Source organism: Streptococcus mitis (assembly GCF_047459985.1).
In the GTDB taxonomy this organism is placed as follows: Bacteria; Bacillota; Bacilli; order Lactobacillales; family Streptococcaceae; genus Streptococcus; species Streptococcus mitis_DZ.
Genome location: NZ_JASHHD010000002.1, coordinates 124,610 through 139,231, shown reverse-complemented (window position 1 = coordinate 139,231; position 14,622 = coordinate 124,610). Strand labels below are relative to the sequence as shown.

At 40.3% G+C, this 14,622-nt stretch carries 9 protein-coding genes; all 9 read left to right on the top strand.

Annotation, left to right across the window (positions count from 1 at the left end; all coding sequences use genetic code 11):
- Nucleotides 1-80: 80 nt before the first annotated feature.
- The 9 genes from QM959_RS02200 (at nucleotide 81) to glgA (ending at nucleotide 14,485) form a co-directional block, all read left to right on the top strand.
- Nucleotides 81-1,982: an ABC-F family ATP-binding cassette domain-containing protein gene (locus QM959_RS02200; RefSeq protein WP_414371132.1), complete on the top strand. Its 1,902-nt coding sequence runs from the start codon at nucleotides 81-83 to the stop codon at nucleotides 1,980-1,982.
- Nucleotides 1,983-1,984: 2 nt separating this feature from the next.
- Nucleotides 1,985-2,848, top strand: coding sequence for a MutR family transcriptional regulator (locus QM959_RS02195; protein WP_414371404.1), 864 nt, complete (start codon nucleotides 1,985-1,987; stop codon nucleotides 2,846-2,848).
- Nucleotides 2,849-2,926: 78 nt separating this feature from the next.
- Nucleotides 2,927-4,105, top strand: coding sequence for an MFS transporter (locus QM959_RS02190; protein WP_414371130.1), 1,179 nt, complete (start codon nucleotides 2,927-2,929; stop codon nucleotides 4,103-4,105).
- A 91-nt stretch (nucleotides 4,106-4,196) separates the two neighbouring features.
- A complete protein-coding gene (ligA, locus tag QM959_RS02185) occupies nucleotides 4,197-6,155 on the top strand; it encodes an NAD-dependent DNA ligase LigA (protein WP_414371129.1) in 1,959 nt (652 codons plus the stop codon).
- A gap of 111 nt (nucleotides 6,156-6,266) precedes the next feature.
- On the top strand, nucleotides 6,267-8,546 hold the full coding sequence (pulA, locus tag QM959_RS02180) for a type I pullulanase (RefSeq protein WP_414371127.1): 2,280 nt from the start codon (nucleotides 6,267-6,269) through the stop codon (nucleotides 8,544-8,546).
- 319 nt (nucleotides 8,547-8,865) lie between these two features.
- The gene (glgB, locus tag QM959_RS02175) at nucleotides 8,866-10,794 is read left to right on the top strand and encodes a 1,4-alpha-glucan branching protein GlgB (protein WP_414371126.1); all 1,929 of its coding nucleotides are present in this window, start codon (nucleotides 8,866-8,868) and stop codon (nucleotides 10,792-10,794) included.
- Nucleotides 10,784-11,926 (top strand): glucose-1-phosphate adenylyltransferase, encoded by a 1,143-nt coding sequence (locus QM959_RS02170; protein WP_247934753.1) that lies wholly within the window; start codon nucleotides 10,784-10,786, stop codon nucleotides 11,924-11,926. The genes glgB and QM959_RS02170 overlap by 11 nt, the downstream gene beginning before the upstream one ends.
- Nucleotides 11,916-13,055, top strand: coding sequence for a glucose-1-phosphate adenylyltransferase subunit GlgD (gene glgD / locus QM959_RS02165; RefSeq protein WP_247934752.1), 1,140 nt, complete (start codon nucleotides 11,916-11,918; stop codon nucleotides 13,053-13,055). The genes QM959_RS02170 and glgD overlap by 11 nt, the downstream gene beginning before the upstream one ends.
- On the top strand, nucleotides 13,052-14,485 hold the full coding sequence (glgA, locus tag QM959_RS02160) for a glycogen synthase GlgA (RefSeq protein ID WP_414371124.1): 1,434 nt from the start codon (nucleotides 13,052-13,054) through the stop codon (nucleotides 14,483-14,485). The genes glgD and glgA overlap by 4 nt, the downstream gene beginning before the upstream one ends.
- The last annotated feature ends 137 nt before the right edge of the window (nucleotides 14,486-14,622 follow it).

The following is a 14,622-nucleotide window of genomic DNA, read 5'->3' as shown; positions in this document are numbered from 1 at the left end:
GCATAATTTTCAGAAAAGTAGTGATATATGCCTCTTTATCAAGTCTTGAATGCCTTAGGGAAACATGCTATACTACTTGTATGATTATTTTACAAGCTAATAAAATTGAACGTTCTTTTGCAGGAGAGGTTCTTTTTGATAATATCAATCTGCAGGTTGATGAACGTGATCGGATAGCCCTTGTTGGGAAAAATGGTGCAGGTAAGTCTACTCTTTTGAAGATTTTGGTTGGAGAAGAGGAGCCAACTAGTGGAGAAATCAATAAGAAAAAGGATATTTCGCTGTCTTACCTAGCCCAAGATAGCCGTTTTGAGTCTGAAAATACCATCTATGATGAGATGCTTCATGTCTTTGATGACTTGCGTCGGACGGAGAAACAACTTCGTCAGATGGAGTTGGAGATGGGGGAAAAGTCTGGTGAGGATTTGGATAAACTGATGTCAGATTACGACCGCTTATCTGAAAATTTTCGCCAAGCAGGCGGCTTTACCTATGAAGCTGATATTCGAGCTATCTTGAATGGATTCAAGTTTGACGAATCTATGTGGCAGATGAAAATTGCTGAGCTTTCGGGTGGTCAAAATACTCGCTTGGCTCTAGCCAAAATGCTTCTTGAAAAGCCTAATCTCTTGGTACTAGACGAGCCAACCAACCACTTGGATATTGAAACGATTGCCTGGTTGGAAAATTACTTGGTAAACTATAGTGGTTCCCTTATTATTGTCAGCCACGACCGTTATTTCTTGGATAAGGTTGCGACAATTACGCTGGATTTGACTAAACATTCCTTGGATCGCTATGTGGGCAATTACTCTCGTTTTGTTGAGCTGAAGGAGCAAAAGCTAGCTACTGAGGCAAAAAACTATGAAAAGCAACAGAAGGAAATCGCAGCTCTGGAAGACTTTGTCAATCGCAATCTAGTCCGAGCTTCAACGACCAAACGTGCCCAATCTCGTCGCAAACAACTGGAAAAAATGGAGCGTTTAGACAAGCCTGAAGCTGGTAAGAAATCAGCTAATATGACTTTTCACTCTGATAGAGTATCAGGTAATGTTGTTTTGACGGTGGAGAATGCTGCTATTGGCTATGATGGGGAAATATTGTCAGAGCCTATCAACCTAGACCTTCGCAAGATGAATGCTATCGCCATCGTTGGTCCAAATGGAATCGGCAAGTCAACCTTTATTAAGTCTATTGTGGATCAGATTCCTTTTATCAAGGGGGAAAAGCGCTTTGGCGCCAATGTTGAGGTTGGTTACTATGACCAAACCCAAAGCAAGCTGACACCAAGTAATACGGTACTGGATGAACTCTGGAATGATTTTAAATTGACACCAGAAGTTGAAATTCGTAACCGCCTTGGCGCCTTCCTTTTCTCAGGAGATGATGTTAAAAAATCAGTCGGCATGCTGTCAGGTGGCGAGAAAGCTCGTTTGCTTTTAGCTAAATTGTCTATGGAAAACAACAACTTCTTGATTCTGGATGAGCCGACCAACCACTTGGATATTGATAGCAAGGAAGTGCTAGAAAATGCTTTGATTGACTTTGATGGAACTCTTCTATTTGTCAGCCACGACCGTTACTTTATCAATCGTGTGGCAACTCATGTACTGGAATTGTCTGAGAATGGTTCAACTCTCTATCTAGGAGATTACGACTACTATGTTGAGAAGAAAGCAGAAGTAGAAATGAGTCAGACTGAGGAAGTTTCAACTAGCAATCAAGTAAAAGAAGCAACTTCAGTCAATGACTACCAGGCCCAAAAAGAAAGTCAAAAAGAAGTTCGTAAGCTCATGCGACAAATCGAAAGTCTAGAAGCTGAAATTGAAGAGCTAGAAAGTCAAAGCCAAGCTATTTCAGAACAAATGTTGGAAACAAACGATGCCGACAAACTGATGGAATTGCAGGCTGAGCTGGACAAAATTAGCCAACGTCAGGAAGAAGCTATGCTTGAATGGGAAGAATTATCAGAGCAGGTGTAAAGATGGAACATCTTGGAAAAGTATTTCGTGAATTTCGAACAAGTGGAAATTATTCTTTAAAGGAGGCGGCAGGGGAGTCCTGTTCAACTTCTCAGTTATCTCGCTTTGAGCTTGGCGAGTCTGACCTAGCAGTCTCACGTTTCTTTGATATTTTGGATAATATTCATGTCACAATCGAAAATTTCATGGATAAGGCTAGGGATTTCCATAATCATGAACATGTTGCCATGATGGGACAAATTGTGCCCCTTTACTATTCAAATGATATTGCAGGTTTCCAAAAGATTCAAAAAGAACAACTTGAAAAGGCCAAGAGTTCGACAACTCCCCTCTATTTTGAGCTGAACTGGATTCTGCTACAAGGTCTGATTTGTCAAAGAGATTCGAGTTATGAGATGAAGCAGGATGATTTGGATAAGGTGGTAGATTATCTTTTCCGAACGGAAGAATGGACCATGTATGAGTTGATCCTCTTTGGCAATCTCTATAGCTTTTATGATGTGGAATATGTTACTCGCCTTGGTAGAGAAGTGATGGAGAGGGAGGATTTCTACAAAGAAATTGGACGCCATCGAAAACTGGTCTTGATTTTAGCTCTTAACTGTTACCAGCATTGTTTAGAACATCTTGCTTTTGAAAATGCCAACTACTTTGAAGCTTATATAGAGAAGATCATAGGTAAGAGCATCAAACTCTATGAGCGTAATGTTTTCCACTTTCTAAAGGGATTTGCTCTTTATCAGAAGGGACAAAAAGAAGAAGGTTGTAAACAAATGCAGGAAGCCATGCATATTTTTGACCTGCTAGGTCTTCCGGAGCAAGTAGCTTACTATCAGGAACATTACGATAAATTTGTAAAAGATTAATTTCCCAAATACGGGAAAAAATAAGAAACTCCTTTCAGTTTTGATACAATAGTTTCAAAATTTGAGAGGAGTTTTTATATGAATCGCTATGCGGTGCAGTTGATTAGTCGCGGAGCTATTAACAAACTAGGAAATATGCTCTATGATTATGGAAATAGTGTTTGGTTGGCATCGATGGGAACGATTGGGCAAACCGTTCTAGGAATTTATCAGATCTCTGAGCTCGTTACATCCATACTAGTTAATCCCTTTGGTGGAGTGATTTCAGATCGTTTTTCTCGCCGCAAGATTTTGATGACAACCGACTTGGTTTGTGGGATTCTCTGTCTGGTCATTTCTTTTATCAGAAATGATAGCTGGATGATTGGAGCTTTGATCTTTGCTAATATTGTTCAGGCCATTGCCTTTGCTTTTTCTAGGCCTGCCAATAAAGCTATTATCACAGAGGTGGTAGAAAAAGACGAGATAGTGACCTATAATTCTCGCTTGGAGTTAGTTTTACAGGTTGTAGGAGTCAGTTCTCCGGTGCTTTCTTTCCTTGTTTTACAATTTGCAAGTCTCCATCTGACGCTCTTATTAGATGCTTTGACCTTTTTCATCGCTTTTGCCCTAGTCGCTTTACTTCCCAAAGAAGAACCAAAGGTTCAAGAGCAGAAGAGTTTTACAGGGAAAGATATTTTTGCAGATATCAAAGATGGCTTGCACTATATCTGGCATCAAAAAGAAATTTTCTTTCTCTTGTTAGTAGCTTCCAGTGTCAATTTCTTTTTTGCAGCTTTTGAATTTCTTCTTCCTTTTTCAAATAGGCTTTACGGAGTAGAGGGAGCTTACGCAAGCATTTTAACTATGGGGGCAATTGGTTCCATTGTGGGAGCTATTCTAGCTAGCAAAGTAAAGGCAAGTGTTCATAGCCTTTTGATTTTACTAGCTTTGACTGGTATTGGAGTTTTTATGATGGGTTTACCATTGCCAACTTTCCTTTCTTTTGCTGGAAATTTAATTTGTGAATTGTTTATGACAATTTTTAATATTCACTTTTTCACTCAGGTACAGACCAAGGTTGACGGAGAATATCTGGGAAGGGTATTGAGTACAATTTTTACACTGGCCATTCTCTTTATGCCGATTGCGAAAGGCTTTATGACAGTGCTACCAAGTGTACATCTCTCTTCTTTCTTGATAATTGGAAGCGGGGTTATCATTCTGTCTTGTTTATCCCTCGTGTATGTTCGAACTCATTTTGAAAAAGAGACATAAGTCTGTTGAGTTTTGAAAATAATTCCAATCTAAGTATTTTTTCAGCCCTTCTCGTTTGTGAGGAGGGCTTACTTTATGGTAAAATGGTTTTATGAACAAAAGAATGAATGAGTTAGTCGCCTTGCTAAATCGCTACGCGGCTGAGTACTATACCAGCGATAATCCGTCGGTTTCAGACAGTGAGTATGATCGCCTTTACCGAGAGTTGGTTGAGTTAGAAACTGCCTATCCAGATCAAGTGTTAGCAGACAGTCCGACCCATCGTGTTGGTGGCAAGGTTTTAGATGGTTTTGAAAAATATAGTCATCAGTATCCTCTTTATAGTTTGCAGGATGCTTTTTCACGTGAGGAGCTTGAAGCTTTTGATGCGCGTGCTCGTAAGGAAGTAGCTCATCCAACCTATATTTGTGAACTGAAAATCGATGGCTTATCTATCTCGCTGACGTATGAAAAGGGGATTTTAGTTGCTGGAGCAACGCGTGGAGATGGTTCTATTGGTGAAAATATCACAGAAAATCTCAAGCGTGTCAAGGACATTCCCTTAACTTTGCCAGAAGAAATAGATATCACAGTTCGTGGGGAATGTTATATGCCACGCGCTTCTTTTGACCAGGTCAACCAAGCTCGCCAAGAAAATGGAGAGCCTGAATTCGCTAATCCTCGTAATGCGGCAGCAGGAACTCTGCGACAGTTGGATACAGCAGTAGTAGCCAAGCGCAATCTTGCGACGTTCCTCTATCAAGAAGCCAGTCCTTCAACTCGTGATAGTCAAGAAAAGGTTTTGAAGCACCTAGAACAACTAGGTTTTGTGGTCAATCCTAAGAGAATTTTGGCTGAAAATATAGATGAAATCTGGGATTTTATCCAAGAAGTAGGACAAGAACGGGAACATCTTCCTTATGATATTGATGGGGTGGTGATCAAGGTCAACGACCTAGCAAGCCAAGAAGAATTAGGCTTTACCGTTAAGGCTCCAAAGTGGGCAGTAGCTTACAAGTTCCCTGCTGAAGAAAAAGAAGCCCAACTTTTATCAGTTGACTGGACAGTTGGCCGTACCGGTGTTGTGACTCCGACTGCAAATCTGACTCCAGTACAACTAGCGGGAACAACTGTTAGCCGTGCGACTCTACATAATGTGGATTATATTGCTGAAAAAGATATCCGCAAAGAGGATACGGTCATTGTCTATAAGGCTGGGGACATCATCCCTGCTGTTTTGCGTGTGGTAGAGTCTAAACGTCTTTCTGAAGAGAAACTAGATATTCCAACAAACTGCCCAAGTTGTGACAGTCACTTGCTTCATTTTGAAGATGAGGTGGCTCTCCGTTGTATCAATCCACGTTGTCCTGCCCAAATTATGGAAGGTTTGATTCACTTTGCCTCTCGAGATGCCATGAATATTACAGGACTTGGTCCATCTATTGTTGAGAAACTTTTTGCTGCCAATTTAGTCAAGGATGTGGCGGATATTTATCGTTTGAAAGAAGAAGATTTTCTCCTTTTAGAAGGTGTTAAGGAAAAGTCCGCTGCAAAACTATATCAGGCCATTCAAGCATCTAAGGAAAATTCTGCCGAGAAGCTCTTGTTTGGTTTGGGAATTCGCCATGTCGGAAGCAAGGCCAGTCAGCTCTTGATCCAACATTTCTACTCTATTGAAAACTTAGCTCAGGCAGATCCAGATGAAGTAGCTAGTATTGAAAGTCTAGGTGGTGTGATTGTCAAGAGTCTTCAGACCTATTTTGCGACAGAAGGGTCGGAAATTCTCCTAAGAGAATTAAAAGAAGCTGGGGTCAATCTGGACTATAAAGGTCAGACAGTAGTAGCAGATGCAGCCTTGTCAGGTTTGACCGTTGTATTGACTGGAAAATTGGAACGTCTCAAGCGCTCAGAAGCTAAAAGTAAACTCGAAAGTCTAGGTGCCAAGGTGACAGGCAGTGTTTCTAAAAAGACCGACCTCGTCGTTGCAGGAGCAGATGCTGGAAGTAAACTTCAAAAGGCACAAGAACTTGGTATCGAAGTTCGAGATGAAGCTTGGCTCGAAAGTCTGTAATGATCGTTTAAAAGCAGAGTTTAGACAGTATGACAATGCTTGTTAATTGGAACAAAATCTGTCAAGCATTTATTAGTGAAATAGAAACAAATTAAGAAGGAAAAATAAAATATGTATAACTACCCTATGCGTATTCATTACCATCGCAAGAATGGAGAATACGACACTTGCTCTTTTATAAAAAGTCAGGACCAGCGAATTGATTTACTGACCTACAAAGAAGATTATTTTGGTGCTTCATTTAGTTTTGAACATCCAAGTGCCCACGCTTTGGAAAGCTTGAATTTTGTGGTTCATACAGGTCAAACCAGTAAAGAATATGCTATCCGTTTCAATCACTATCCTCTTTTAACAGAGGTCTGGATTTTGGAAGGAGATGATAGAATTTATTATTCTGAAAATCCTGCTATTGCAAGTCCTTTCTATAAAAATCAAAATCCGTTTGCCTTTGATAAGGCTATTAACAGTGCTAGTTTTGATCATCATTGGGGTTACCAAGGGGAATTGGGTTGCCGTGTAGAGGACAATCAGGCTCATTTTGCCCTTTGGGCCCCAACAGCGACAGAAGTGCAGGTTGTGGTTTATGAATCAGCTGCTAACGATGCTCCTGTTTGGAAGACTTTTGAAATGGAGAGAGGCAATAGCTACTCTTATAACCATAAAGACAATACAATCGGTGTCTGGAGTTTGGATCTTGAAGAAGATTTGACTGGTAAAGCTTATCAGTATCAAGTCCAATTCCCCCATCACCAAACACTGACACGCGACCCTTACACCATCGCAACCAGTCCTGATGGCAAACGTTCAGCTATTTTGAGTCATGAAGAAAAGCAAGTTGAAAACTTTGAGGTTCAGCACGGTTCTGAGGCTACTTGGCGCTTGGCAAATCCATGTAAGGCAGTTATTTGTGAAATGCATATTCGTGATTTGACCAAATCACCGACCTCAGGTGTGGATGAACATCTTCGAGGAACTTTCTTGGGTGCTGCTCAGACTGGAACAGTTAACCAGTACGGTCAGTCAACTGCTTTTGATTACATCAAGAAGCTGGGCTACAATTATGTTCAGTTGCAACCAATTGCAGACCGTCATAAAGAATATGATGCGGATGGGAATGTAACCTACAACTGGGGTTATGATCCACAAAACTATAATGCACCAGAAACGAGCCTTTCAACTAATCCAGATGATCCAGCTCAGGTTATTCGTGATTTGAAGACCATGGTTCAAGCCTATCACGATGCGGGTATTGGTGTCATTATGGATGTGGTCTATAACCACACCTTCTCAGTTGTTGATGCACCTTTCCAAACAACTGTTCCTGATTACTACTATCGTATGAATCCAGACGGTACCTTCCAGAATGGAACGGGTGTTGGAAATGAAACAGCCAGTGAACACGAAATGTTCCGCAAGTATATGATTGATTCCCTCCTATACTGGGTGCAGGAATACAATATTGACGGCTTCCGTTTTGACTTGATGGGAATTCATGATGTCAAGACTATGCAAATGATTCGTCAGATCTTGGATGAAATTGATCCTAACATTATCCTCTATGGAGAAGGATGGGATATGGGAACAGGTCTTGCGCCTTATGATAAGGCCAAGAAAGACAATGCCTACCAGATGCCAAATATTGGTTTCTTTAATGACAATCAGCGTGATGCTGTTAAAGGAGGAGAAGTTTACGGTGCTATCAAGTCAGGTTTTGTCAGTGGTGCTGCGACAGAGCCAATTCTAGCCAAAGCAATTCTAGGTAGTCGTGAATTAGGAACCTATACACATCCAAACCAAGTGCTTAACTATGTGGAAGCCCATGATAATTACAACCTTCACGATTTGTTGGCAACCCTACATCCAGATCAAAGTTCAGAGCAAATCATGCGTAAGGTCGAAACTGCCACAGCCATGAATCTGCTCATGCAAGGGATGGCCTTTATGGAAATCGGTCAAGAATTTGGTCGTACCAAACTGGTTGCGACTGGCGAAAATGATGAGTTAACCCATGACGATAGAGAGCGTGCTATGAATAGCTATAATGCTCCAGACAGTGTGAATCAAGTCAACTGGGACTTTCTTAATGAGCGTCAAGACAGCATTGACTTTATCCGTCAGATGATTCGATTGAAGACAGAAACCAGTGCCTTTTCTTACCCTACTTATGATGACATTTACCATCATGTCTTTGTTCATTCAGCCCACGAACATAGCGGTTGGATTGTCTATGAGATTCATGGTGAAGAACATCTATTGGTTGTCTTGAATGCTAAAGGGCAAGATTTCCAGTTTGAAAATGCAGGAAATCTCAAACTCTTGGTGACTAATAGCCATTTAGCTGATAAAGACATGGTTGGTGGTGTCAGTGCCAGCGTCTTTAAAGTCTTGTAGAGTAGATTTACAGTTTAAATTCATTTGCAGTACCGTTTCTCTTAAAACAATAAAATCAGGAAATTCGTTTCCTGGTTTATTTTTTTACTTAAAATCACATTTTTGTTAGGAAAATAACGAACTTTATGATAGTATAATAAAAAAAACAATCTGTTTTCAAAGCGTTTCTTGAAATTTCTTGATTTACAAGTGAATACATCAGTGAATTTGTTGAAGACTTTCAAAAGAATTTTTTGCAAATTCCGTAATTTACTTGAATCTTACCTAAAAAGGTAGTATAATAAATCTATAGAAAACGCTTACAGAAATAGGGGGATGTATGGATAAGAAAAAAGCTTTAGAAACCTTTATGACAGGTGAAAATTTTCACCTCCAGCATTATCTGGGAGCACATAGGGAAGAAAAAAATGGTGAGTATGGCTACACTTTTCGTGTCTGGGCACCTAATGCTCAGGCTGTTCACTTGGTAGGGGATTTCACTAACTGGGTTGAAAATCAAATTCCAATGGAACGGAATGAATTTGGAGTCTGGGAAGTCTTTACCAGTCTTGCTTATGAAGGCCAAATTTATAAGTATCATATCACACGTGCAAATGGTCATCAGCTTATGAAGATTGACCCTTTGGCTGTACGGTATGAGGCGCGACCTGGTACTGGGGCTATTTTAACAGAAATCCCAGAGAAAAAATGGAAGGACGGCCTCTGGTTAGCTCGTAGAAAACGCTTGAGCTTTGAAGAGCGTCCTGTCAATATTTACGAGGCTCATGCTGGCTCTTGGAAGAGAAATCCCGATGGGACACCTTATAGTTTCGCTCAATTGAAAGATGAACTCATTCCTTATTTGGTTGAGATGAATTATACTCACATTGAGTTTATGCCCTTGATGTCTCACCCTCTCGGTTTGAGTTGGGGATATCAGCTTATGGGTTACTTTGCTTTAGAGCATGCCTATGGCCGCCCTGAAGAATTTCAAGATTTCGTAGAGGAATGTCACTTAAACAATATCGGGGTTATTGTTGACTGGGTACCTGGTCACTTCACTATTAATGATGATGCTTTGGCCTATTATGATGGAACACCGACTTTTGAATATCAAGACCATAATAAGGCTCATAACTATGGTTGGGGTGCACTCAATTTTGACCTTGGAAAGAATGAAGTCCAGTCCTTCTTGATTTCTAGTATTAAGTTTTGGATTGACTTTTACCATTTGGACGGTATTCGAGTGGATGCTGTTAGCAACATGCTCTATTTGGACTATGATAATGCTCCATGGACACCTAATAAAGATGGAGGCAATCTCAACTATGAGGGTTATTATTTCTTAAAACGTTTGAATGATGTCATTAAACAAGCTCATCCAGACGTTATGATGATAGCTGAGGAAAGTTCATCAGCTACTCAGATTACTGACACCAAGGATTCAGATGGTCTTGGCTTTGACTACAAATGGAATATGGGTTGGATGAATGATATCCTCCGATTCTACGAAGAAGACCCAATTTACCGTAAGTATGACTTTAATTTAGTGACTTTCAGCTTTATGTATGTTTTCAAGGAAAACTATCTCCTACCATTCTCGCATGATGAAGTGGTTCATGGCAAGAAGAGTATGATGCACAAGATGTGGGGAGATCGCTACAATCAATTCGCAGGTTTGCGCAATCTCTACACTTACCAAATTTGTCACCCTGGTAAAAAATTGCTCTTCATGGGTAGCGAATATGGTCAATTTTTAGAATGGAAATCCGAAGAACAGTTGGAATGGTCTAACCTAGAAGATCCAATGAATGCTAAGATGAAGTATTTCACTTCTCAGCTAAACCAGTTTTACAAAGACCACCGCTGTCTGTGGGAAATTGATACCAGCTATGATGGTATTGAAATCATCGATGCGGATAATCGAGACCAGAGTGTTCTTTCCTTCATCCGTAAGGGTAAGAAGGATGATATGTTAGTCTGTGTCTTTAATATGGCACCTGTTGAACGAAAAGATTTTACAATCGGACTACCTGTTGCAGGGATCTACGAAGAAGTCTGGAATACTGAATTAGAAGAGTGGGGCGGTGTCTGGAAAGAACATAACCAAACTGTTCAAACGCAAGAAGGACTATGGAAAGATTATGAGCAAACCTTGACCTTTACCCTACCGGCTATGGGAGCAAGTATATGGAAAATCAAGCGTCGCTTGAAACCTACTAAAACTGTCACAAGTAAAAACCAAAAAGGAGTAGAAAATGAAGAATGAAATGTTAGCTTTGATTCTTGCTGGTGGGCAAGGAACTCGTCTCGGTAAACTCACTCAAAGCATCGCAAAACCAGCTGTGCAATTTGGTGGGCGCTACCGTATCATTGACTTTGCTCTTTCAAACTGTGCCAACTCAGGCATCAACAATGTTGGAGTCATTACACAGTACCAACCACTTGCTCTCAATAACCATATTGGGAACGGTTCAAGCTGGGGACTAGACGGTATCAATTCTGGTGTCTCTATTCTTCAACCTTATTCTGCAAGTGAAGGAAATCGTTGGTTTGAGGGGACTAGCCACGCAATCTACCAAAATATCGACTATATAGACAGTGTTAATCCTGAGTATGTCTTGATTCTGTCTGGGGACCACATCTACAAAATGGACTATGATGATATGCTCCAGTCTCATAAGGATAATAATGCCAGCTTGACAGTAGCAGTTCTTGATGTTCCTCTTAAAGAAGCAAGTCGTTTTGGTATCATGAATACAGATGCAAACAATCGCATTGTTGAATTTGAAGAAAAACCAGCTCAACCTAAATCTACCAAAGCTTCTATGGGGATTTATATCTTTGATTGGCAACGTCTTCGCAATATGCTTGTTGCTGCTGAAAAGAGCAATGTCGATATGTCAGACTTCGGTAAAAATGTCATTCCAAATTACCTTGAGTCAGGTGAAAGTGTCTATGCTTATGAATTTAGTGGTTACTGGAAAGATGTTGGTACTATTGAGTCGCTTTGGGAAGCCAACATGGAGTACATTTCTCCAGAAAATGCCTTGGACAGTCGTAACCGTCAATGGAAGATTTACTCAAGAAACTTAATTTCACCACCCAACTTCCTTGGGGCAAATGCTCATGTGGAAGATTCTTTGGTTGTTGATGGCTGTTTCGTAGATGGAACTGTTAAACATTCTATCCTTTCAACAGGAGCGCAAGTTCGCGAAGGGGCAGAAGTAGTAGATTCAGTTATCATGAGTGGCGCGATTGTTGGTCAGGGAGCTAAAATCAAACGTGCTATTATTGGTGAAGGTGCAGTTATTTCCGATGGTGTCGAAATTGATGGAACAGAAGAAGTACAAGTTGTAGGATATGATGAAGTAGTGGGGGTAGCAACAGATGAAGATTGATAAATATTCTGCCATTTTAGGAAACACAGTTGGTTTTCATGATATGTCAACATTGACAGATCACCGTCCAGTAGCTAGTTTGCCATTTGGTGGGAAATATCGCTTGATTGACTTCCCGCTTTCAAGTCTTGCTAATGCTGGTGTCCGTAGTATCTTTGGTATTTTCCAACAAGACAATATCAGTTCAGTCTTTGACCATATCCGTTCTGGGCGTGAGTGGGGCTTATCAACTCTTCTTAGCCACTACTATCTAGGTATTTACAATACCCGTGTGGAAAGTAGCACAGTTGGAAAAGAATACTACCAACAGCTTCTTACTTATTTGAAACGTTCTGGGTCAAACCAAACGGTTGCCCTAAACTGCGATGTTCTGATTAATATTGATTTGAATCAAGTATTCCACCTACATAATGCAGCAAAAGGGCCTATCACTGTAGTTTATAAAAAACTAGCTAAAAAAGATATTTCAGAAGTAAATGCAATCTTAGAAGTGGATGAAACAGACCATGTCCGTTCTCATAAACTTTTTGATAGCAAGTCAACAGATGAAGTTTACAACATGTCTACAGATATCTTCGTAGTTGATACACCGTGGTTGATTGAACGCTTGGAAGAAGAAGCTAAGAAAGAACATCCAGAGAAATTGCGCTATGTATTACGTGATTTAGCTGCTAAAGAAGGAGCTTTTGCCTACGAGTACACAGGTTATCTGGCAAATATTCATTCTGTAGAGTCTTATTACCAAGCTAACAAAGATATGCTTGAATCTCAAAAATTCTACTCACTCTTCTCACCAAACCAAAAGATTTATACAAAGGTTAAGAATGAAGAACCAACTTACTACGCTAACACATCTAAGGTAAGCACTTCTCAGTTTGCTTCTGGTAGTATCATTGAGGGTCAAGTGGATAATTCTGTTTTATCACGTAATATTCATGTACATAAGGATAGCTTGGTTAAAGATAGCCTACTCTTCCCTCGTGTCGTTATTGGAGAAGGTGCTCAAGTCGAATATGCTATCTTGGATAAGGGTGTTGAAGTTGCGGATGGCGTTGTGATTCGAGGAACTGCAGAACATCCAGTTGTCGTTAAGAAAGGTGCTAAAGTAACAGAGGATATTCATTCATGAAAATTTTATTTGTAGCAGCTGAGGGTGCACCCTTTTCAAAAACAGGTGGTTTGGGAGACGTCATTGGCGCTCTTCCTAAATCACTGGTAAAAGCTGGACATGAAGTTGCAGTGATTTTACCCTACTATGACATGGTAGAGGCTAAATTTGGAGATCAGATTGAAGATGTTCTTCATTTTGAAGTGAGTGTTGGTTGGCGCAGACAGTATTGTGGAATTAAGAAAACAGTCTTAAACGGTGTAACCTTCTACTTTATTGATAACCAATATTATTTCTTCCGTGGTCATGTTTACGGTGATTTTGATGACGGAGAACGCTTTGCTTTCTTCCAACTTGCTGCCATTGAGGCTATGGAAAGAATTGACTTTATCCCTGACCTTCTCCATGTTCATGACTACCATACAGCTATGATTCCGTTCTTGTTAAAGGAAAAATACCGTTGGATTCAAGCCTATCATGGAATTAAAACTGTTTTAACCATTCATAATTTGGAATTCCAAGGACAATTCTCAGAAGGAATGTTATGGGATTTATTTGGAGTTGGCTTTGAGCGTTATGCTGATGGTACCCTTCGCTGGAACAACTGTCTGAACTGGATGAAGGCAGGTATTCTTTACGCAGACCGTGTGTCAACCGTTTCACCTAGCTATGCTCATGAAATTATGACCAGCCAGTTCGGATGTAACTTGGATCAGATTCTTCGAATGGAGTCTGGTAAAGTTTCTGGTATCGTGAATGGGATTGATGCTGACCTTTATAATCCTCAGACGGATGCCCTTTTAGACTATCATTTTAGTCAGGAAGATTTGTCTGGAAAAGCCCAGAATAAGGCAAAATTACAAGAGAGAGTTGGTTTGCCAGTTAGAGTTGATGTTCCTCTGGTAGGAATTGTTTCTCGTTTGACACGTCAAAAAGGTTTTGATGTGGTGGTGGAAAGTCTGCACCATATCTTGCAAGAAGATGTTCAGATTGTTCTTTTGGGAACTGGAGACCCAGCCTTTGAAGGAGCTTTCTCATGGTTTGCTCAGATTTATCCTGACAAGCTATCAGCAAATATCACTTTTGATGTCAAACTAGCTCAAGAAATCTACGCTGCCTGTGATCTCTTCCTCATGCCGAGTCGTTTTGAACCGTGTGGCTTGTCTCAAATGATGGCTATGCGTTACGGAACCTTGCCATTGGTTCATGAAGTTGGTGGCTTGCGAGATACTGTTCAAGCCTTTAATCCGATTGAAGGAAGCGGTACTGGCTTTAGCTTTGACAATCTATCTCCTTATTGGTTAAATTGGACTTTCCAAACAGCTTTGGACTTGTATAGAAATCATCCAGACATTTGGAGAAACCTACAAAAACAAGCTATGGAGTGTGATTTCTCATGGGATACAGCATGCAAGTCATACCTAGACTTGTATCATAGTTTAGTTAATTAATAGATAAAATCGTATGATAATTTCATACGATTTTTGGGCTATTTATACTCAATGAAAATCAAAGAGCAAACTAGGAAGCTAGCCGCAGGTTGCTCAAAGCACTGCTTTGAGGTTGTAGATAAGACAGACGAAGTCAG

Excerpts from the sequence above, each read along its gene's own strand:
- QM959_RS02200 (WP_414371132.1), top strand. The coding sequence starts at position 81 with ATGATTATTTTACAAGCTAATAAAATTGAACGTTCTTTTGCAGGAGAG.
- QM959_RS02195 (WP_414371404.1), top strand. The coding sequence starts at position 1,985 with ATGGAACATCTTGGAAAAGTATTTCGTGAATTTCGAACAAGTGGAAAT.
- QM959_RS02190 (WP_414371130.1), top strand. The coding sequence starts at position 2,927 with ATGAATCGCTATGCGGTGCAGTTGATTAGTCGCGGAGCTATTAACAAA.
- ligA (WP_414371129.1), top strand. The coding sequence starts at position 4,197 with ATGAACAAAAGAATGAATGAGTTAGTCGCCTTGCTAAATCGCTACGCG.
- pulA (WP_414371127.1), top strand. The coding sequence starts at position 6,267 with ATGTATAACTACCCTATGCGTATTCATTACCATCGCAAGAATGGAGAA.
- glgB (WP_414371126.1), top strand. The coding sequence starts at position 8,866 with ATGGATAAGAAAAAAGCTTTAGAAACCTTTATGACAGGTGAAAATTTT.
- QM959_RS02170 (WP_247934753.1), top strand. The coding sequence starts at position 10,784 with ATGAAGAATGAAATGTTAGCTTTGATTCTTGCTGGTGGGCAAGGAACT.
- glgD (WP_247934752.1), top strand. The coding sequence starts at position 11,916 with ATGAAGATTGATAAATATTCTGCCATTTTAGGAAACACAGTTGGTTTT.
- glgA (WP_414371124.1), top strand. The coding sequence starts at position 13,052 with ATGAAAATTTTATTTGTAGCAGCTGAGGGTGCACCCTTTTCAAAAACA.